Source organism: Paenibacillus sabinae T27, assembly GCF_000612505.1.
Taxonomy (GTDB): domain Bacteria; phylum Bacillota; class Bacilli; order Paenibacillales; family Paenibacillaceae; genus Paenibacillus_AQ; species Paenibacillus_AQ sabinae.
Map to the genome: position 1 here is coordinate 2204573 of NZ_CP004078.1, position 19397 is coordinate 2223969.

The following is a 19397-nucleotide window of genomic DNA, read 5'->3' on the forward strand; positions in this document are numbered from 1 at the left end:
GTTGCCAAGCCATGTGCGGCTTAAAGGCGACAACCCTTCTTTATGTGAACAGGCTTATGTGGGAAAGCCTATTATTTTAATCGTTCATCTCATGCGCTGGAAAATGAGGCAGCACGTATTCACCCAGCTCCTGAATAACTTCACCGGCGGGCCGGTCGCTGTCAAACAGGGCGAAGAACAGATGATTCACGCCAATGGAGCGATAGACTTCAAGCAGTTCGATCAGTCTGTTCCGACCTAGACGATATCCCAGGCGAATAGGGGTTGGCCGTTCATCCGGATTTTCCGCCAGATCGAGATGCATCGGCATCGAGAACGGACGAAAGTTCTCATTGCCGTGACGGGCGGCGGATTCACGCCATGCCGTTATCACTTCATGCTGGCGCTCCGGCGCCTGCGGGTAGTACATCCAGCCGTCTCCATGCTGTCCATGCCAGTCCAGGTCCTGCTGCGCAAAGCCGGTAACGATCGTCGGAATTCTGTGACCCGGCTTCGGGACAAGCGTCGTTTGCTCCATATGCCCATAGCTCGAATGAATCAAGGGATATTCTTCATACAGCGCTTTTTGAAGATAGCCAAATGCTTCCCTAAACTGGGTGCCCCTGCTGGGGTGATCCACTCCAAGTCCCTGAAAGTCGGCTCTCCGGTCTCCGGACGAGACCCCCATAACCAGCCTGTGGGGAAACAGCGCTTCAATGGTCGCCGCCTCTTTCGCCAGCCTTAGCGGATGGCGAAGAGGCAGGACGAGGGCGGAAGTCCCGAGAGCGATTTTGCTCGTCTGACTCAGAAGATGCGTGCCGTAAATCAAAATATCGTAAATTTGTCCGACCGCCGGGTCGAGAAAATTCGGATCTTTCAAGATGACGTCCCGAAGCCATAGCGCGGTAAATCCGTAATGTTCCGCAGCCTGTGCCAATTCAATCTGATGCGCCATTGTCGGTGTCTTGATTCCGTAATTCTCAAGCGGGATGTGAAGACCCAGCGTCATTTGACCTTCCCGGTACATCCTTTGATAAGCTTCATGATTCTGAAACATAGGCGGCGCCTCCGATCATTTCCGTTCAAGCTTGCCCGAAATAGCGGTGAGCACAACCGCAACGATTACCATTAAAGCGCCGATCCACGGAGTGTGCACAAGACCCATCGAATCGACAACAACCCCACCGACAAAAGCGCCGATGGCAATACCGATGTTGAAAGCCGCAATATTCAGCGCCGAAGCGACGTCTACCGCAGATGGAACGTATTTTTCAGCCAGTTGAACAATATAGAGCTGAAGACCGGGCACATTCATGAAGGCGAACAAGCCCATCAGAACGACGCCAATCAAACCAGCAATTTTAAAAGGAATGAGGAACGTTAACAGAATGAGAGCTGCGGCCTGTAAAATAAACATCATCAGCAGCGCGCGGATCGGGTTTTTGTTCGCCCATTTTCCGCCGATCGAGTTACCGAATGCCACGGCTACACCGTAGGCGATCAGGATAACGTTAACCGCACCTTTACTGTATCCAGTGACATCTTCCAGGAGCGGAGTCAAGAAAGTGAAAGCAACAAACGTTCCGCCATAACCAAGAGCTGTAATCAGAAAGCCCAGCAGCAGACGACCGTTCGTGATCAGCCGGAACATATCCGAGAATTTGGCGGGAGGAGCTTGCTTCAAATTACGCGGGATCAGAATAGAGCTTGCAATGATTGCAATAACACCCAGCAGGGCGACGGCCCAGAATGTTGCTCTCCAGTTGAAAGCTTGACCAATGAAGGTTCCAAGCGGAACGCCCGTAACGATGGCAATCGTCAGACCGGTAAATACTAACGCAATGGCGCTGGCTTTTTTCTCCGGAGATACCAATTGAACAGCGATCGTCGATGCGATCGAGAAAAAGACGCCGTGCGAGAAGGCTGTAATGAAACGTGCAACGAGCAGCAGCCCAAATGATGATGACATCGCGGCGGTTGCATTACCGATGATGAAGAGCACCATCAGCCACATCAGCAAAGACTTGCGGCTCATGCGATTGGTGAGTGCAGTAATGATAGGGGCCCCCACAGCAACCCCAAGGGCATAACCTGTAATAAGAAGGCCGGCCAGTGTAAGACCGATTCTCAAGTCATCGGCGATGGCTGCAAGCAGACCAACCGGAACAAATTCGGTTGTACCGATGCCAAATGCGCTAATGGCCAGGGCGAGAAGCGCCCAGTTACCCGATTTTTGCATCTCTTTAGGCTGAGACGCGGTTTGTGCGATATTGCTCATTTGTATTTTCCTCCAATGTGATTATTTGCATTGATCCAGACTGCAACGCTCTGCATTTCCTGTGCATGGGGCTATTATATAGCCGTACAATCTTCATGATAAGTACGTACTTTTTAGTGATATAGGCACTAAAAAGTACCTGTATAAATAATTATTAAATAGTAAAGAAGCGGCACTAATTGCAGAACCTGAACGTAAGACTCAGTTTTCGGGGGCTTATTCCAGCGGCTGCCGGGCTGCTCTACATCATTTTTACAGGCACTTATTGGTACCTATAGTACTAAAAAGTACGTACTACACGAAATGGATGATTAAATCTATAATGAAACCTGCGCCGGGTCATCGATCCGTATGAATTAGATGTGAGAATGGAGGAAGAATAAGTGGCTAAGAATTTGCAAGATACAGTTGCTCTTTATAATGGTGTGAGCATGCCGTGGTTTGGTTTGGGCGTATTTAAAGTGGAAGAAGGCCCCGAACTTGAGAATGCGGTCAAAACGGCGATCAAACATGGGTACCGCAGCATCGATACGGCAGCTATCTATGGAAATGAAGAAGGTGTCGGACGGGGAATTCGCCAAGGGCTTGAAGAAGCAGGCATTGGCAGAGAAGAGCTGTTCGTGACCTCCAAAGTATGGAACGCTGATTTGGGATATGAGTCCACGTTGGCCGCCTATGAAACGAGCCTGCAAAAACTGGGCCTCGACTACCTGGATCTGTACCTGATTCACTGGCCGAAAGAAGGAAAGTTCAAAGAAGGCTGGAGAGCGCTGGAAACCATTTATAAAGAAGGCCGTGTAAAAGCGATTGGTGTCAGCAACTTCCAAATTCATCATATTGAAGAATTAATGGTTGACGCGGAACTTAAACCGATGGTGAATCAAGTGGAGTATCATCCCCGGTTGACCCAAAAGGAATTACAGCAATATTGCAAGCAGCAAGGCATTCAATTTGAAGCCTGGTCGCCGCTCATGCAGGGTGAACTCCTGGATAATCCGGAACTCAAAGAAATTGCCGATAAATACAATAAATCCATTGCCCAGATCATTCTGCGCTGGGACCTCCAGAACGGCGTTATAACGATTCCTAAGTCTACAAAAGAACACCGGATCGTTGAAAATGCCAACGTTTTTGATTTCGAATTAACTGGGGAAGATATGAAGCAAATTGACAGTCTTAATCAAAATCATCGGGTCGGCCCGGATCCGGACAATTTTGATTTCTAATATAAGAGTGAACAATCCATCTCTTGAACACTTTTGAGGGGTGGATTATTTTTAATCTACGGAAAGGGGATGTAAACGATGAACGGAATTGGCATAAAGGAATATGGCGATGAACAACAGCTGAAGATGATTGCTGTAGAGACAGAGCCGCTCGGACCGGAAGATCTGCTGATTACCATCAAGGCAAGCGGGGTGAACCCTGTGGACTGGAAAGTGCGGGAAGGGCTTTTGCGAGAAGCTTTTCCATATCGTCTTCCCTTGATTTTGGGCTGGGATGCTGCGGGTACAGTGGCGGCTGCCGGTTCCAAGGTGACTGATTTTAAAGTAGGCGACGATGTCTTTTTTAGACCGGAAATGGAAAAACAGGGCACTTACGCCGATGAAATTGTGGTTCCTGCTCGCTTTGTTGCGCCAATGCCACGAGGATTGACCTATGTTGAAGCGGCTTCTCTCCCCTTGGTGGGTCTCACCGTCTGGCAGGCGCTTGTGGAAGCGGGAAATGTTCAGGCAGTGGATAAGGTGCTCATTCTGGGGGGAAGCGGCGGAATCGGTTCGGCCGCCATTCAGCTGGCCAAAGCGCGCGGCGCATATGTAGCGACGACAACCAGCTCCAGGAATATTGAATTTGTGCGCGCATTAGGGGCGGATGAAGTTCTTGCTTATGACCGGGGAACCCTGGATACAGCAACGGAATTTGATTTTATGCTGGATACGCTCGGGGGCGAGCCTTATGGGGAAGCATTGAAATTCATGAAGCATAACGGCAAGGTGGCGACCATAGTCAGCGCGCGGGATGCTGTACGTTCAACTTCTGCAGATGTATTGGAACAAGAACGTCAATTGACCGTTTCGTTTGTTTTTACCCGCCCGGATGGAACGAATATGAATCACATCAGGGAACTGGTTGAAGCGAAAAAATTAAAAGCGGTTGTAACCGAAGTATTTCCGCTAACCGTAGACGGTGTTAAAGCCGCCCATCAGTTGAGCCGGTCAGGCCGGACACGGGGGAAGATTGTTTTGAGTAATACCAACTGATTAAATACACTATTTCGACTAAATTATGGATGACTAGACTATTGAAATGATAGATACCCGATGATATATTGTTAAAATACAAAAACAAACTAAACATATTGGTGAAATAGAAATAATATATTCCTTTCGCTGCCAACTGGAAAACCGGAGGCCTGATTAATGTTCAGCATTAATCGGGTCTTCTTTATTTTAATTTTAGGAGGTTGAAGCTGATGTCTTCAGCGTTACCCTATAAGAAGGGTCTTCACAGCATTGATCCGTATATTCCCGGCAAGCGGCTGGAGGAGGTGGTGAAGGAGCTTGGGCTTTCCAAGGTGATCAAGCTGGCTTCCAATGAGAATCCTCTGGGCTGCTCCCCCCGTGTCCCAGAAGCGGCGGTGGCTGTCCTGCAAGCCCCCTCCCGCTATCCGGACGGCGGCAATTCCGAGCTAAAGGCTGAACTGTCCCGGCTGACCGGGCTCGGTCCGCAGCAGTTCGTTATCGGGGCAGGCTCCTTTGAGCTGATTGCCTTTGTTGCGGAAACGTTCATCGGGCCGGGCGATGAGGCGATTATGCCGACACCTTCCTTCTCTTGGTACGGTACGGTTACCAAGCTGCAGGAAGGAAGAATCATACAGGTTCCGCTAACAACGCATAATGTCGATCTGGATGCCATTAAGAGAGAAATTACAGCTAAAACAAAGGTTATCTGGCTTTGCAATCCCAACAATCCCACCGGCACGATCTTTACAGATGAACAGCTTAGACGGTTCCTCGAGGATATTCCGTCCTCAATTGTGGTCGCCATGGACGAGGCTTACTGTGATTTTGTAACCGGCGGGCAGGGCTATCCGGATACGCTCAATTGGATCGGTCGATATCCGAATTTGATCGTTCTCCGTACTTTTTCCAAGATTTACGGTCTGGCCTCTCTGCGCATCGGGTACGCCGCCGCAAGCGAGGAAACGGCCGATTACATGAACAGATGCCGCCAGATTTTCAATGTGAACGCTGTTGCCCAAGCCTCTGCCTTGGCCGGATTAAAGGATGCCGGATTTCGGGAGAGAGTCTACGAGAACAACCGGCTGGGAAAGGAATACTTCTACAAAACCTTCGGAGAGCTGGGATTGGATTACATTCCAACGGAAGCGAGCTTCATTATGGTACATACCGGGCAGGACAGTGATACCTTGTATCAGCAGCTGCTGAAGGAAGGCGTGATCATTCGCCCCGGATCGGCTTACGGCATGCGGGAGTGGCTTAGAATCAGCATTGGAACGATGGAAGAGAACCGCATATTTATAGAGGCGCTGCGCAAGGTGCTCAAGGCCCCGGAGGCGGCCGGAAGTTCAAAGAACTAATTCGTTAAGAGCTTAACTTATTATTGAGGGGAGAAAATGAATATGATTTTGGCAAAGGCTCCGGAGAAGTACTGGAATGAACCGGGAATTCTCGCAAAAGGAGGAGAGATTATTGCCCCCATCGGCAAGCGGGCTTGGATACTGGCGGGAAAGACGGCGTTGTCCGTGGCCGGTGAGCCGTTATTGAAAAGTCTGGACGAAAACGGCATTGGTTATGAGATTCAAGTGTATGAAGGTTACTGCACTCTGGAAGATATCGATATTCTTGCGGCGGCGGTGCAAGCCTCGGCTTCCGATGTGCTCATTGGGATTGGCGGCGGCAAAATCCTGGATACCATTAAGGCGGTGGGCGATAAGCTGAGCCTTCCTGTTGTGACGGTGCCGACCATCGCGGCAACCTGTGCCGCATGGTCGGCCCTGTCCGTCATCTATACCCGTCAAGGTACCCAGACAGGCGGAATCATACTGGAAAGATCGCCGAAGGCGGTATTGTCCGACACAGCAATATTGGCAGCTGCGCCGCCACGCTATATAGCGGCCGGGATTGCCGACACCCTCGTCAAATGGTATGAAGCCGCGCCCAATGTGGGAAAAGGACCGGGCAGCATTCACGCCAGAGCGGGACTGGCGACCTCCAAGCTGGCGCTGGACATTCTGGAGGAGCTCTCCATCGACGCCTATTTGGCGTCGGGCCGCGGGGAGGTTACGGATGCCATAACCGAGGTAACCAATACGATCCTTTTTCTGGCAGGCCAGGCTGGCAGCTTGAGCAGTGGCAGACCGCGAGCTTATATTGCGCATGCCATTAACAACAGCCTGACTAAGCAGCATGAGACGCATGTCCGGCTGCATGGCGAGAAGGTAGCATTCGGTCTGGTCGTGCAGCTGTATCTGGAAGGGTACAGCCAGACCAAGATTGATACTGTCGCCCGCCTGCTGCATGCTCTAAGGCAGCCATTAACCTTGCGCGCGCTTGGATTTAAGGACAGCTTCCAGGACAAAGCGGCGCTGGTAGCAGGCGGCGTTTCCCTTGACGAAGAAGCGGCGGCCGCGCTGCCCTTCAAGGTCAATGCGGAGCTTGTGGAGCAGGCCATCCTGAATACCGACCTGACCGGACAACGCATCGCAGAGCAGGAGCAGAATGATTTAAGGCAGGCACAGGCCGTATGACCCGGCCGCGCTTTGACTTTGACAAGCCGGTTAACAGGGACAATACCCTGTCGGCCAAGTGGAACTATGTCAAGGAATCCGTAGGAGTGGAGGATGCTCTGCCCATGTGGGTGGCCGATATGGATTTCGAGACTGTTCCCGAGGTTAAGACTGCGATTCTGGACAGAGCGCAGCATGGCATATACGGGTACACAGCACGCTCTAATGACTACTATGAAGCGATTATCGATTGGAATCTGAAGAGGCACGGCTGGAAGGTGGATAAGAATTGGATTACCCACAGTCCGGGCGTGGTCAATGCTTTGTTTACTGCGGTACGCGCCTTCACCAAACCGGGAGACGGCATTCTTATCCAGCCTCCGGTTTATCCCCCTTTCTTTCGCGCCATCAGCATGAATGATTGCAAGACTGTCCTTAATCCGCTGAAGGTGGAAGAGGGCCGCTACGTTCCCGATCTCGCCGACTTTGCAGACAAGGTCGGCAGCGGCTCGGTTAAGCTGTTTATTCTATGTAATCCGCATAACCCTGTGGGGAGGCTGTTCACACAAGAAGAGCTTCGGGTCATGGGCGAGCTGTGCCTGAAGCATGGCGTTATCGTCATATCCGACGAAATTCATTCTGATCTGCTGTTCAAGCCGCACCGTCATGTTCCGTTTGCATCCATCTCGGAGGCATTTGCACAGAATACGGTTGTATGCACGGCTCCAAGCAAAACGTTCAATTTAGCGGGTCTCTCCACATCCAATATCATCATTCCAAATGATGAATTGAGACACCGGTATGATGCAGCCAATGATCAAGTGGCGCAAAAGAGCCATAACATATTCGGCGCAGCAGCCTGTGAAGCGGCATATAGGCATGGGGAGGAGTGGCTGGATCAGCTGATGTCCTACATAGATGAAAACCGGCGGTATGCGGTCGGATTTATTGAAGCCAGACTGCCGCAGCTGAAGGTGTACAATCCGGAAGGGACCTATTTCCTGTGGCTCGACTGCCGTTCGCTCGGTCTCGGTAATCAGGAACTGGAGCATTTTTTGCTGCACGAGGCGAAGCTCTGGTTCAATCAGGGATATACGTTTGGCAAAGAAGGAGACGGATTCGTCCGGATCAACATCGGCTGTCAGCGTTCGACTGTGGAAGAAGCCCTGAACAGACTGGAGCAAGCAGTTCACTCGCCAGTGCGGCAGGGATAAGTCGATCCAACATCTTGCTTTGCTAAGCCAATTACGAAATGGCCTTGGAGCCCATATTCAGGATGTTCATAAAAACAGACACTCCCAAATCTCTGCAGATGTGGGAGTGTCCGATTCTTATTTTCAAGATATTGCTCATAACCAGGGCAGAAGAGATTACTAAATTAATATCCTCCACCGTACCCATACCCAGGATAGTAAGGATAAGGATAAGGATAGTAATATGGATAAGGTGTGAAAAATGGAAATGCAAAGAAGAAAAATGGGAACCGTTGTCGGCGAAACCGGCGAAATCTTCTTTGACCATAGCCAAATGCTCTGTAAGTATTATCATTTTCCCGTTCTGCGGCATCAATCTCCTCAGGAACTAACATCGTGATGCCATCGTCGTCCATCCCATCGATAATTCCATCAAACTGTGACCCGTCTCTCGTCTTTGCAATGACATGGTAATTCATATACCGTTGACTTAGTGTTTTTACATCGCCCCCCATTGGGTAAGCTTCATTACTTTGATTAGGATATGCTGGATTTGGATTGATCATTTGCCTATCCCTCCTTTACAACGTCATGATATTCGCCCATTCCGGGAAATGTTACTAATCTCCATTTTATAAAAATGACGTTGTGCTTAAGGAGCTGACAATTGTTACTGCCGTTCGCTCCACATAAAATTTCCTTCGTCATCAAACAATGACTGTATACCCATACTGGCGAGGGAGATGAAATCATGAACAAGAATCGTATGCGTCAGCCGAACAGGATTGGCTCGAAAGCTGCCGCCCTGGTAGTTCTAGCAATTAGCCTGGCAATAGTCGGCGGTAATGGAAATGCAGCAGCTTGGCAGAAATATGAATCCGTCGGAGACGGCAAAGCAGCCGATCAAACGCGTGATTCTTCGTATAATAATCGGCAGATCCTGGCCGGCAAGGTGAAGACGAATGCTCTGGTGCAGGCCGAATCGACGCCCGAAGGCGGACATCCGAGTGTTGCGGTCATCATCGATGATTTCGGAAACAACATGCGGGGAACAGATGAGATGTTCGAGCTGCCGATCAAGCTGACTGTCGCGGTGATGCCGTTTCTGTCAACCTCGGAGGCCGACGCCCGAAGAGCGCATGAACGGGGCTTCGATGTGCTGGTGCATTTGCCGATGGAACCTCGAAACGGCAAGCGGGAGTGGCTAGGTCCGGGGGCGATAAGATCGGATATGAGCGACGAAGAAATCCGTAAGAGTGTCGAAGCGGCGATTGACCATGTGCCGTATGCCATCGGCATCAACAATCATATGGGCTCCAAAGTTACGGGAGACGAGCGGGCTATGCGCGCCGTACTGTCCGTCTGCAAAGAGCGGGGGCTGATCTTTGTGGATAGCCACACCAATTACTGGTCGGTAGCCGGCCGGGTGGCTGAACAAATGGGACTGCCGCGAGTGGAGAATCATGTCTTCCTGGACGACACGCATACGGCCGGCCACGTCTCCCGTCAGCTGCAATTGGCGGGAAAAAGGGCGCTCGATCACCATTACTGCGTTACGATCGGCCATGTCGGCATCCAAGGCAAAGAGACCGCCGCAGGAATTCGCGGCGGCATTAAGGAATTAAAGAACCATGTTCAGTTCATCGGAATTTCCGATCTGGTGAAGAAAGAGTGGAACTGGAACCCGGAGCCTACAATTCCATAAGGTAAGCGGCAATGCCTTCCGAGATTGCTTCGGCGATCTTTTCCTGACCTCTCGAAGAGGTCAGCATGGCCCGGTCAACCGGGCTGCTGATAAAGCCCGCCTCCACGATAACTGTGGGGGCGGTTATTTTGTTGAGAAGATAAAATGGTTTCCCGGGCTGGCTGTCGAGCTCTACCCCGAAAAGCCCGTTCAACTGGTCCTGGATCGATTTGGCCAGCATAAAGCTGCGTCCTTCCTGGCGATACAGCACAATCGGACCATGCTTCGAGGAAGAACGCGCCCAATTGACATGAACACTTACGACAACAGCTGCGGGCAGCGTCTCGGCCAATTCTTTGCGCTGGGCGAGATCGCGCATATGCCGGGAACGGCTGCCAAGCCACAAATTCTCCTCGCTGGGCGCATAATCGCCGAACCGGTTCAGGATCGTGTCGAATCCGTCCGCTCTGAGCAGCATGAACAGCTTGCGGGATATGGCAAGCGTCAGGTCTTTCTCCAGAAGGTCGCCGTGTGAGGTTCCTCCATCAATGCCCCCGTGGCCGGCATCAATCAGGACGATGCGGTGGCCATGCCCAATCAGGGATTGATGCTGTTCAGGCCGTTCCTCCGGTGTGGCGGCGAACGCCTTTGTATTGCCGGACAGCAGGGTTCCGGCCATAATCAGGACCATTACCCCTCTTGCCAATGCTCTCCACTTGGTATACAGAATCAAGAGATCAACCTCCCCTGTGCAATCTTGAAGCCGAAAGCAGTAAAGCTTACTTTAGCACTGTTCTTTTTTGGGTTAGATTGTGCATGATAAGACCGATTTATGCGGATAAAGCCCGTTTAAGGGAGAGAGAAACGGCGTAAACTAACAATAAGGAGAGGATGACAGGAGGAGGTGAGTGCAGTGGCCTCGGACGGTGAAGATCTGGTCAAATATATTACTGAAAAAGTGGTTGGATATATGGAAAGCCCTCGTGAAAGCCGCGGCCGCAGCCGCGCCGGCAAACAGCCCTGGAGCCAAAAATGGTTCGGTATGCTGCCGGTCGGCTTGTCCATTTGGCGCAGCAGCCGAAAGGTTAGAGACAAGGGGTAAACAATGCGGCAGATGAAATGGCGCGCAAATCAGAAAGCAGGTTTGCGCGCCTTATTTTATCGTTCGCACACTTATGTGCGTTTTTGCGTTAATCCCCATATTTCATCTCCCAATGACGAAGCCATTCTTGGTAACTGAGCCCCGTTACTTCTTCCAAAGTTAAACCATTCAAGGAGTAGGGCGCGCCTAACAGACCAGCGATATCGGGAACAGAATAGCCGCCGATCACCCGGCCTTTGCAAAGCATTATATACACGTTGGTCTTAGTAGATATTGTTGCATTTTTCTGTAATAAAGCCCCATCTCTCCAAAATCGGAGGATGGGGCTTTATCGACTTGCTTAGCGATTCAGGCTTTCCGGTTGACCATCGCCGGTGACATAGACCTGGAACTGGCCGCTTTGCTGAAGGGCGTCAAGCGGAAGGAAGCGCTGTCCGCCCATGCCTGAAGCGGCATATGCTATGGGGCTGCTGCCTGTGGCATCCGGTCTGGTCCACAGCTGGTAGCCCGAGATCATCAGCGGGGCGAAGACAGTGTCGTTCTCTCCGGCGCCCGACCGGAATACAAGTCCTTGCTCCCGGTGAAGCAGCCTGGCAAACTCTCCGGCTGTAAGCCGGGCGAGCTTCGGAGACGTCAGCCACAGCAGATTGTCATACGGGTCCCCGGCTTGTCCGCTCCGGAATATCGGCTTGGCTGTAGAATCCGGCAGCGCCGATGACAATAAGCCGTAAGGCCGGGCCGATTGAGCGCGTCCGGCGACCGCTTCAGCCTTGCTTTTGTCCCATGGAAGAATCTCCGGAACGATGGCGTTCAAGTACAGCGTTTGGCCGTTCAATGTTATTTTCCAATAAGGCAGAAGCGGTGCATAAAGTGGAATCGGTTCAATGATATTGTCGGAAGAATGAATAAGGCCTTTCTGCGCCAGGAACCGGCGCAGCTCGCTTACGGAGTAGGGGAGGCTTTCATCAGTACCCGCTCCGTATTCGCTTAATGTATATTCCCCGTTGTCCGAGGCGGTAATAATCATATAGCCGATCCGCTGATCTCCGCTGAAGAAGTTCACGAGCCAGCTGTGGGTGCCGGGACCGAGCGGACCAATTGTTTGCTCTGCCGTCTTCCATTCCTTGAACGGCGCCTCACCGGCAAGCTTGTCCACCGCTTTGCGGACAAAATCCTTCAGCGACTCCGGAACGGTCATATCCTGCTGCCTTTTGGGCAGCGGGGATAGGGCGGAAGCGGCAGAGCTGCTCGTCCCGGTACCTTTCGCATCAACGATTCCGGCATCCCGGAAGGCGGCCGCTCCTTGCGCCGGTTGGTCCATCAGTCTGACGGCTTGAGCGCCTCCCCCTGGCGGCCCCAAGGGAAATTCGGGAAAGACTGCCGTTAGAAGAAGGGCAACAATCAAGAGAAAGCTGACACGCAGCGCCGAAGCGATCCGCCTCATTCTGCTTAGACTATCCATTAGCTTTTTATTCACCTGTCTTTCTTAATGGCTCCGAATATTGTCTCAATGCCGCTGCTTCAGTTTCACTTCTTAAATTGTAGCGGACAAACGCTGAAAAGAATGTTGCAAGCTGTCACGCTTCCGGGCGGCGGATTGCACTTTTTTTGGCCGCTTTTAGCGAGCCGGGTCGCTTCCTACTGCTTCCGGAGATGAAACAGGCCATAGATGACCGGGGAAACCGAAATATGCGGCTCATACTGCCAAACGGTTTCCTTTCGGCGGCTGTTATACTGCTCTTCCACGGCAAGGCGCTTTTCCTCGTCGGGTTCTTTCAGCAGCTCGCCGTAGTAGGCGTCTATAATTTCCAGCTCGCCATGCAGACGCCGTCTCGCCGCTTCGGCCCAGCCGTAATCTTGGGCCGACAGCTTCGAGACGATCCGGCGCTCCAGCAGATCGGCTCCCTTGACGAGGGAGAGCTCATAAGGCTGGATATGGACGTTCTCCGGGAGCCGGGGAGATAGTTCCATGGAATTCAGCCTGGACCCGAAGTTCTCCCGGACTTCCCCGGTAAGCAGGGAAACGCCGATAAAATGCAGCTCCTCGCGCTTCAAATCGCAGCTGAGCTCCACCTTGAAGCAGACGGCAAGCCATGGCTCGTAGGCGGCCGAGAAAAGCGTCTTCCGCTGAAGGCTTCCCGGGACCTCGAACAAATGCAGGCATTTGCCCTCGGTCTGCGCCGCGCTCCAGATCTGGCGCAGCCGTCTGCTGCCGTAAGTAACGTCCTCCCGGCGGATCAGGCCGGGACCGAGACGCGGCAGCATCGGCGTTACTCCGAAGTAGCGCGAGAGGATGCCGTCATTCGGTCCTGCGGCGGCGGCCGGCGGATTCCCGGCATCTCCTGCGGCGCTGATTGTCCCCGCTGCGCCGCTGGCGCCCAAACCGCCGCCGCGCGGAGCGGGATCGTTCACTGCATCGTATTTCTCGGGGTCGAACACGAAGGTGAAGGACAGCGTCTGCGGCTCCGCACCGGTGCGCTCGACAAATCCCCAGTAATACGGCCGGTCCGTCAGCATTTGATCGGCCCTAGGGGACAGTTTTACGGTCACGTGATCGGGCGATTTTTCAATAATCTGGCATTCCGTTGCTTCCAGATAATCCATTACATGCTTCTGCACCTGCTGGGAGGTCATGGTCATGGCGCGGCCTCGCTTTCACTAAGCATTCCATCCTTGAGATCGGCCAGCGTCTGGCCGAGATGGTCCACTTTGCTGCGGATTTCCTCGTCGCTCGCAGCCTCAAGCATGATCTTGTAGAGGCTTTTTTCCAGCGACTCTTTCTTCTCGAAGCGTTCCAGAATCGTATCCAGACCGCCGATCACCGTCTCGAACAGGTTGATTTTTTCATGCAGCAGGTGGAGAATATGCTCCTCGATCGTGCCGGTGGTGGAGAGGTTGTGAATGAGGACATCGTTCTGCTGCCCCAGCCGATGTACCCGGCCGATCCGCTGCTCGACCCGCATCGGGTTCCATGGAAGATCGAAATTGATCATATGGTGGCAGAACTGCAGGTTAATGCCCTCGCCGCCCGCTTCGGTGGCAATCATCACCTGGGCGCGGCCGCGAAACAGGTCCATCATCCAGTCTTTTTTGCCGCGGTTCATGCCGCCGGAATAAGGGACAGAGTGGATGCCATGCTCCCGAAAATATTGCAGCAAATACTCCTGCGTCGCCCGGTATTCGGTGAATACGATTACTTTATCGTTCATCTCTTTGATGAGTGAGATCGTTTTCTCCGCCTTGGTATTCGCCTTTACCGTCCGAATCAGCTGAAGGAGCTCGATCATCCGGTCCCGGCGCGGCGAGTCCTCGGGCAGCTTTTTCGTCAGATTCACTAGGGTGACGAACACCGCGTCCCGGCTGCTGCACACCTCCCGCTGCAGGGTGACGAGCGACAGCATACTGCTGAGGTTCCCGCCCGATTCCTGATACTGATCTTTGACAAAGGAAGTGACTCCGTCATATAATGTTTGTTCTTCGGGTGAAAGGGTAAGCGGGACGTTCCGCACCTTCCGTTTCGTAAAAGTCACCGGTCCTTCGCCCCGGCGGTTGCGGATCATCACTTTGGACAGCTCTCCCCGGAGCTGGTCTTCGTTCTTGGCCACGCGCTTGTCCACCACGAAATTGGCGGAAAAATCCCCCTGATTTCCAAGCTGACCCGGCTTCAGCAGCGTAATGAGGTTGAAGAGCTCCCCGAGATCGTTCTGCACCGGCGTCGCGGTGAGGAGCAGGCAGTATTTTTTGCGCAGCTGCTGAACGAATTGGTAGTTGGTCGTCTTCTTGTTCTTGAGCTTGTGGGCTTCGTCGATGATCAGCATGTCGTATTCGCCCGAGATCAGCCGGTCCTTGTGGGGATCACGTTTGGCCGTATCCATGGACGCGACGACGATGTCGTTGTCCCAGGAGTAGGCTTTTTTTTGCGCCACGGCCGGTATGCCGAACTTCGTATTGAGCTCCCGTACCCACTGAAGCACCAGCGATGCGGGAACGAGAATGAGCACCTTGGAGACCAGCCCGCGCACCAGATATTCCTTCAGCACCAGCCCTGCTTCGATCGTCTTGCCGAGGCCGACCTCGTCCGCCAGAATCGCGCGTCCCGACATCTCAAACAGCACCTTTTGCGCCGTGTCGATTTGATGGGGCAGAGGAGACAGCGAAGCCAGATGCTTTATGCACTGCAGCTCCTCGAAGCTCTCCACAAGTCCGGAAGCCTCGCCTTCCATCGCCAGCCGGGACAGTCTCCAGTCGCCCCAGGGACCGCCTTTGTCCAGCCGGGACTCCAGATCCTGCAGCCAATCACGTTCGAAGGAAATAGGCACGGGGAGAACGGAAGCCTCCGCTGATTCTTGCTCGGAATTATTGCGGGGTACGTGAGTCATGTGAGCGGTCTCCTCCTGCGGGCCTAAAGTTTACGTATACGTTTATGTTTACATAGTGAATTGTATAAGTAGTATGCGCGCAAAAGAGAGAATTCATAACTGCTATTTTTGAAGTCTGCCTTTAAGAACAAGAGAAACAGGGAGAAAACAGGGGCATCCGCCGCGATTTTTCGGCATGGTCAGCGATATTTCGCCAAAGACTCTTTCTACAATATATGGTATAGTTTAAAGGCCGCTTCACACAATATATTGTGACAAATGCGGTAAAAGCCGTTTTATTTCGAATAGAAGAGGTTATTTGTAATTGACAAGATGAACTTCCGGGAGCTTCTTAAGAGCCGTAGCGTTATGGCAGGGAAGCTCATGTTGTGGGTGACAAAATGAAAACCCGCCTGACACATACATCGGAATACGAATCATACTTACGGGAGGTTGTTTATATTGAGTACAGTGAAGCGCAAGCAGCAGCTGGAGGGGCTAAGCGAGAAAATCTTTTTGGACCGCTATGCCTGGAAGGATGCCGATACAAATAATGCCAAGGTGGGCGATGTGGTTCTGGTACTGACGAAGGATGATCCGAAGTTCCCGACCAAGGAAGTCGGAGAAATCGTGGAGCGCAGCGGCCGGACGGTAACGGTCAAGACGCGCAGCGGCGAGCTGGTGAAATCCGATGTGGAGAAGCTCACGCTTAATATAGAAAAAACACCGGAAGAAATGTGGGACCGCCTGGCGGGAGCCATGGCTTCCGTGGAGAAGACGCCGGAGCTGCAGCGCGAATGGACGGATAAATTTCGCAGCATCCTGGACGACTGGAAGCTCGTTCCGGGAGGCCGGATCGCAGCTGGAGCGGGTGCGAGCGACGAACTGACGTTGTTCAACTGCTATGTCATTCCTTCGCCAAAAGACAGCCGTGGCGGCATTATGGAGACATTGTCCGAAATGACGGAGATTATGGCCCGTGGCGGCGGTGTCGGCATCAATCTGTCTTCGCTGCGTCCGCGCCGTGCCGTTGTCAAGGGCGTTAACGGCTCTTCGAGCGGAGCGGTATCCTGGGGAGGTCTGTTCAGCTATACGACTGGCCTGATCGAGCAGGGCGGCAGCCGCCGCGGTGCGCTGATGCTGATGATCAACGACTGGCATCCGGACGTGGCCGATTTCATTACCGTTAAACAGACGATGGGCCAGGTGACAAACGCCAACCTGTCGGTTTGCGTCAGCAACGCCTTTATGAAGGCGGTCAAAGAGGATCTCGACTGGGATCTCGTCTTCCCGGATACGACCGAGCCGGACTATAACGAAGTCTGGGACGGCGATCTGGATAAATGGAAGGCGGCGGGCCGCAAGGTCAACCATTACCGTACCGTTAAAGCGCGGGAGATCTGGCATACGATCATCGAATCCGCGTGGAAATCGGCGGAGCCGGGCGTCGTCTTCATGGAATACTACAACCAGATGTCCAACAGCTGGTACTTCAACCCGATCATTTGTACGAATCCGTGCGGTGAGCAGGGGCTGCCGGGCTGGGGCGTCTGCAACCTGTCCGCGATCAACCTCTCCAAGTTTTACGACGAGGAGAAGCATGATGTCGCTTGGGACGATCTGGCGACGACAACCCGCTATTCCGTGCGCTTCCTGGACAATGTTATCGACAAGACGCCGTATCATTTCCCGGAGAACGAAGCCAATCAGAAAAAAGAGCGCCGCGTAGGTCTCGGAACAATGGGTCTGGCCGAGCTGATGATCAAGCTGAATATCCGTTACGGCAGCCCGGACTCGCTGGAATTTCTGGACAAGCTGTACGGCTTCATGGCGCGCGAAGCTTATCTGGCTTCAGCCGGAATCGCGGCGGAGAAAGGTTCTTTCCAGGCGTTCGACGCCGAGAAATACCTGCTTAGCGGCTTTATGAAAAATATGACTGAAGTGTATCCAGAGGTCGGCGAAGCCATCTCGAATCAGGGGATGCGCAACGTTACAGTCATTACCCAAGCACCGACAGGCAGCACGGGCACGATGGTCGGCACATCGACCGGCATCGAGCCGTACTTTGCCTTCAAATATTTCCGTCAAAGCCGCCTCGGCTTCGACGAGCAGTTCGTGCCGATTGCAGAGGATTATCTGGAGGCTCATCCGGGCGAAGAGCTGCCGGATTATTTCGTAACCTCCATGGACCTGTCCGCGAAGGATCACATCCGCGTACAGGCCGCCATTCAGCGCTGGGTGGACAGCTCCATTTCCAAGACGGCGAACTGCCCGAACGACTTTACGGTGGAAGAGACGAAAGAGCTGTACGAGCTGGCCTTCGACCTCGGCTGCAAAGGCGTCACGATTTACCGCGACGGCAGCCGCGATACGCAGGTGCTGCAGACGGAGAAGAAGGAAGACAAGAAGGATACTCCGCTGAAAGAGACAGCTGAACCCGCTGCCGAAGCGGCTGCGGAAGCCCCTGCGGCGCCGGCTGTAAATGTGGCTCCATCTGCTCCGGCTCCAGCCGCGCAGGCCGCCGGAGGCGTCGTTGACAAGCAGTACAAGAAACGCCCGCAGGTGCTGCGCGGCGCGACCTACAAGATCAACACGCCGTTCGGCATGGCGTACATTACGATTAACGACCTGAATGGCACGCCGGCCGAAATCTTCCTGAACGTCGGCAAGGCCGGCTCCGACGTGTTCGCGATGGCGGAAGCGCTCGGCCGCGTCTGCTCCCTGTTCCTCCGCTACGGAGACCACGGCGAGAAGGTGGAGCTGCTGATCAAGCATCTCAAAGGCATCGGCGGCTCCGGCGCCATCGGCTTCGGCGCAAACCGCGTCGAGTCCATCGCCGACGCGGTGGCGAAGGCGCTGGAAACCCATGTGCAGCAAAGTGCACATGAAGACCACGCTCCCGCGCCGATCGCCGCAACACTCGCGCTCGAGGATTTCGAGAGCGCGCTGAACGCCGAGCTTAAAGCCGGCGGCGTCGCTCCGGCAGCCCCGGACGCTGAGGCCGACCACGGCCACGGCGGACACGGGCACAGCCATTCGTCAGCGACTTCCCGCGACCTGTGCCCATCCTGCGGCAGCGCCTCGCTGATTAATATCGAGGGCTGCAAGACGTGCGGGAACTGTGGCTACAGCCGTTGCGGGTAAGGGGAAGAACGAAATAATCAATAACTGAATAAACAAGTTTTCTAGGGTTCCGCAGTCGCAAGACTGGTCTGGTCCGAGAGAAAACTCATAGCCAAATGGCTGTGACACGGAAGGATAAAAGCCTGGGAGATAAACGCATTATGCGGTTTATTTCCCAGGCTTTATTTTTTTATGGTCAGATTTTGAATGAGAATTTTAAGGAGGAGCGTGCTATGCATAAAACGTGGATTACAGTCATTGTTGCGGCTATATTTGAGGTTGCATGGGTTATTGGGATGAAGCATGCTGATAACTTTTTGGAATGGATTGGTACAGTAATCGCTATATACATCAGCTTTTATTTGATGATAAAGGCGGCTCGTTCACTGGCAGTTGGAACGGTATACGCTGTATTTGTTGGCCTAGGAACGACAGGAACTGTAGTAGCTGATATTCTTTTGTTTGATGCAGACTTAAGTGTTACGAAGATAGTTTTAATCGGACTGCTGCTCATTGGAGTGATTGGTCTGAAAATGCTTAGTAAGAAGAAAGAGGAGGTCAGTGGAATATGAATTGGATATATTTGATTCTGGCGGGCATGTTTGAAATGACAGGGGTATTGCTTATCAACAAGTATAATCAATCCCGCAGTTGGAGATCACTCACCCTTTTGATTACCAGCTTTGGCCTTAGTTTTTTATTTTTGTCGTTGGCAATGAAAATACTTCCGATGGGAACAGCTTACGCTGTATGGACTGGAATTGGCGCTTCTGGAGGTGCTATCCTTGGAATGATCTTTTATAATGAGCCACGCAATTTAATGCGCATTTTGTGTATAGGGTTGGTCCTCGGCTCTGCTGTGGGACTGAAACTAGCCAGTTAAAAATATATTAGTGCAGCCCTAAAGTTCGTTTTCTGATAAAGCTAATT

At 52.7% G+C, this 19397-nt stretch carries 17 protein-coding genes and 1 riboswitch; of the genes, 10 read left to right on the forward strand and 7 right to left on the reverse strand.

Annotation, left to right across the window (positions count from 1 at the left end; all coding sequences use genetic code 11):
- Positions 1-76 precede the first annotated feature (76 nt).
- Positions 77-1036 (reverse strand): LLM class oxidoreductase, encoded by a 960-nt coding sequence (locus PSAB_RS10080; protein ID WP_025334459.1) that lies wholly within the window; start codon positions 1034-1036, stop codon positions 77-79.
- A gap of 15 nt (positions 1037-1051) precedes the next feature.
- Complete coding sequence (locus tag PSAB_RS10085) at positions 1052-2257, reverse strand: MFS transporter (RefSeq protein WP_025334460.1); 1206 nt, start codon at positions 2255-2257, stop codon at positions 1052-1054.
- A gap of 383 nt (positions 2258-2640) precedes the next feature.
- Between PSAB_RS10085 and PSAB_RS10090 the strand changes: the two genes are divergently transcribed.
- From PSAB_RS10090 to PSAB_RS10110, 5 genes are all read left to right on the forward strand, one after another.
- Positions 2641-3483, forward strand: coding sequence for an aldo/keto reductase (locus tag PSAB_RS10090; protein ID WP_025334461.1), 843 nt, complete (start codon positions 2641-2643; stop codon positions 3481-3483).
- A gap of 78 nt (positions 3484-3561) precedes the next feature.
- Entirely contained in the window at positions 3562-4518 is a 957-nt protein-coding gene (locus tag PSAB_RS10095) for an NADP-dependent oxidoreductase (protein WP_025334462.1), read from the forward strand.
- Between the two features lie 212 nt (positions 4519-4730).
- Entirely contained in the window at positions 4731-5858 is a 1128-nt protein-coding gene (gene hisC / locus PSAB_RS10100) for a histidinol-phosphate transaminase (RefSeq protein WP_025334463.1), read from the forward strand.
- A 42-nt stretch (positions 5859-5900) separates the two neighbouring features.
- The gene (locus PSAB_RS10105; RefSeq protein ID WP_025334464.1) at positions 5901-7028 is read left to right on the forward strand and encodes an iron-containing alcohol dehydrogenase family protein; all 1128 of its coding nucleotides are present in this window, start codon (positions 5901-5903) and stop codon (positions 7026-7028) included.
- Positions 7025-8221, forward strand: a complete 1197-nt coding sequence (locus PSAB_RS10110; RefSeq protein ID WP_025334465.1) for a MalY/PatB family protein — start codon at positions 7025-7027, stop codon at positions 8219-8221. The genes PSAB_RS10105 and PSAB_RS10110 overlap by 4 nt, the downstream gene beginning before the upstream one ends.
- A gap of 164 nt (positions 8222-8385) precedes the next feature.
- Here the strand turns inward: PSAB_RS10110 and PSAB_RS25925 are convergent, their stop codons facing one another.
- Positions 8386-8766, reverse strand: a complete 381-nt coding sequence (locus tag PSAB_RS25925; protein ID WP_193373919.1) for a hypothetical protein — start codon at positions 8764-8766, stop codon at positions 8386-8388.
- A 185-nt stretch (positions 8767-8951) separates the two neighbouring features.
- On the opposite strand from PSAB_RS25925, the gene PSAB_RS10120 reads away from it, so the two are divergent.
- Complete coding sequence (locus PSAB_RS10120; RefSeq protein ID WP_226991784.1) at positions 8952-9905, forward strand: divergent polysaccharide deacetylase family protein; 954 nt, start codon at positions 8952-8954, stop codon at positions 9903-9905.
- Here the strand turns inward: PSAB_RS10120 and PSAB_RS10125 are convergent.
- Positions 9892-10617 (reverse strand): N-acetylmuramoyl-L-alanine amidase, encoded by a 726-nt coding sequence (locus PSAB_RS10125; RefSeq protein ID WP_025334467.1) that lies wholly within the window; start codon positions 10615-10617, stop codon positions 9892-9894. The two genes, PSAB_RS10120 and PSAB_RS10125, sit on opposite strands and share 14 nt — an antisense overlap.
- A 180-nt stretch (positions 10618-10797) precedes the next feature.
- Here PSAB_RS10125 and PSAB_RS10130 point away from each other — a divergent pair, with 180 nt between their 5' ends.
- Positions 10798-10986 (forward strand): YqzE family protein, encoded by a 189-nt coding sequence (locus PSAB_RS10130; RefSeq protein ID WP_025334468.1) that lies wholly within the window; start codon positions 10798-10800, stop codon positions 10984-10986.
- A 340-nt stretch (positions 10987-11326) separates the two neighbouring features.
- Here the strand turns inward: PSAB_RS10130 and PSAB_RS10135 are convergent, their stop codons facing one another.
- From PSAB_RS10135 to PSAB_RS10145, 3 genes are all read right to left on the reverse strand, one after another.
- Positions 11327-12448, reverse strand: coding sequence for a hypothetical protein (locus PSAB_RS10135; protein WP_158442584.1), 1122 nt, complete (start codon positions 12446-12448; stop codon positions 11327-11329).
- Between the two features lie 176 nt (positions 12449-12624).
- Positions 12625-13626 (reverse strand): YqhG family protein, encoded by a 1002-nt coding sequence (locus PSAB_RS10140; RefSeq protein ID WP_025334470.1) that lies wholly within the window; start codon positions 13624-13626, stop codon positions 12625-12627.
- The gene (locus tag PSAB_RS10145; protein WP_025334471.1) at positions 13623-15365 is read right to left on the reverse strand and encodes a DEAD/DEAH box helicase; all 1743 of its coding nucleotides are present in this window, start codon (positions 15363-15365) and stop codon (positions 13623-13625) included. Before PSAB_RS10145 ends, PSAB_RS10140 begins: the two co-directional genes overlap by 4 nt.
- A gap of 441 nt (positions 15366-15806) precedes the next feature.
- Between PSAB_RS10145 and PSAB_RS10150 the strand changes: the two genes are divergently transcribed.
- The 3 genes from PSAB_RS10150 to PSAB_RS10160 all read left to right on the forward strand — a co-directional run bounded on the left by PSAB_RS10150 (position 15807) and on the right by PSAB_RS10160 (position 19350).
- On the forward strand, positions 15807-18488 hold the full coding sequence (locus PSAB_RS10150; protein ID WP_025334472.1) for an adenosylcobalamin-dependent ribonucleoside-diphosphate reductase: 2682 nt from the start codon (positions 15807-15809) through the stop codon (positions 18486-18488).
- A 30-nt stretch (positions 18489-18518) separates the two neighbouring features.
- A riboswitch (guanidine-I (ykkC/yxkD leader) is annotated at positions 18519-18619 on the forward strand.
- A gap of 81 nt (positions 18620-18700) precedes the next feature.
- Complete coding sequence (locus PSAB_RS10155) at positions 18701-19039, forward strand: DMT family transporter (RefSeq protein ID WP_025334473.1); 339 nt, start codon at positions 18701-18703, stop codon at positions 19037-19039.
- Positions 19036-19350, forward strand: a complete 315-nt coding sequence (locus tag PSAB_RS10160; RefSeq protein ID WP_025334474.1) for a DMT family transporter — start codon at positions 19036-19038, stop codon at positions 19348-19350. The genes PSAB_RS10155 and PSAB_RS10160 overlap by 4 nt, the downstream gene beginning before the upstream one ends.
- Positions 19351-19397 lie beyond the last annotated feature (47 nt).

Bases quoted from the DNA above. Each gene is read 5' to 3' on its own strand.
- PSAB_RS10080 (WP_025334459.1), bottom strand. From the start codon at position 1,036: ATGTTTCAGAATCATGAAGCTTATCAAAGGATGTACCGGGAAGGTCAA.
- PSAB_RS10155 (WP_025334473.1), top strand. From the start codon at position 18,701: ATGCATAAAACGTGGATTACAGTCATTGTTGCGGCTATATTTGAGGTT.
- PSAB_RS10140 (WP_025334470.1), bottom strand. From the start codon at position 13,626: ATGACCATGACCTCCCAGCAGGTGCAGAAGCATGTAATGGATTATCTG.
- hisC (WP_025334463.1), top strand. From the start codon at position 4,731: ATGTCTTCAGCGTTACCCTATAAGAAGGGTCTTCACAGCATTGATCCG.
- PSAB_RS10110 (WP_025334465.1), top strand. From the start codon at position 7,025: ATGACCCGGCCGCGCTTTGACTTTGACAAGCCGGTTAACAGGGACAAT.
- PSAB_RS10105 (WP_025334464.1), top strand. From the start codon at position 5,901: ATGATTTTGGCAAAGGCTCCGGAGAAGTACTGGAATGAACCGGGAATT.
- PSAB_RS10120 (WP_226991784.1), top strand. From the start codon at position 8,952: ATGAACAAGAATCGTATGCGTCAGCCGAACAGGATTGGCTCGAAAGCT.
- PSAB_RS10085 (WP_025334460.1), bottom strand. From the start codon at position 2,257: ATGAGCAATATCGCACAAACCGCGTCTCAGCCTAAAGAGATGCAAAAA.
- PSAB_RS25925 (WP_193373919.1), bottom strand. From the start codon at position 8,766: ATGATCAATCCAAATCCAGCATATCCTAATCAAAGTAATGAAGCTTAC.
- PSAB_RS10145 (WP_025334471.1), bottom strand. From the start codon at position 15,365: ATGACTCACGTACCCCGCAATAATTCCGAGCAAGAATCAGCGGAGGCT.
- PSAB_RS10135 (WP_158442584.1), bottom strand. From the start codon at position 12,448: ATGGATAGTCTAAGCAGAATGAGGCGGATCGCTTCGGCGCTGCGTGTC.
- PSAB_RS10160 (WP_025334474.1), top strand. From the start codon at position 19,036: ATGAATTGGATATATTTGATTCTGGCGGGCATGTTTGAAATGACAGGG.
- PSAB_RS10095 (WP_025334462.1), top strand. From the start codon at position 3,562: ATGAACGGAATTGGCATAAAGGAATATGGCGATGAACAACAGCTGAAG.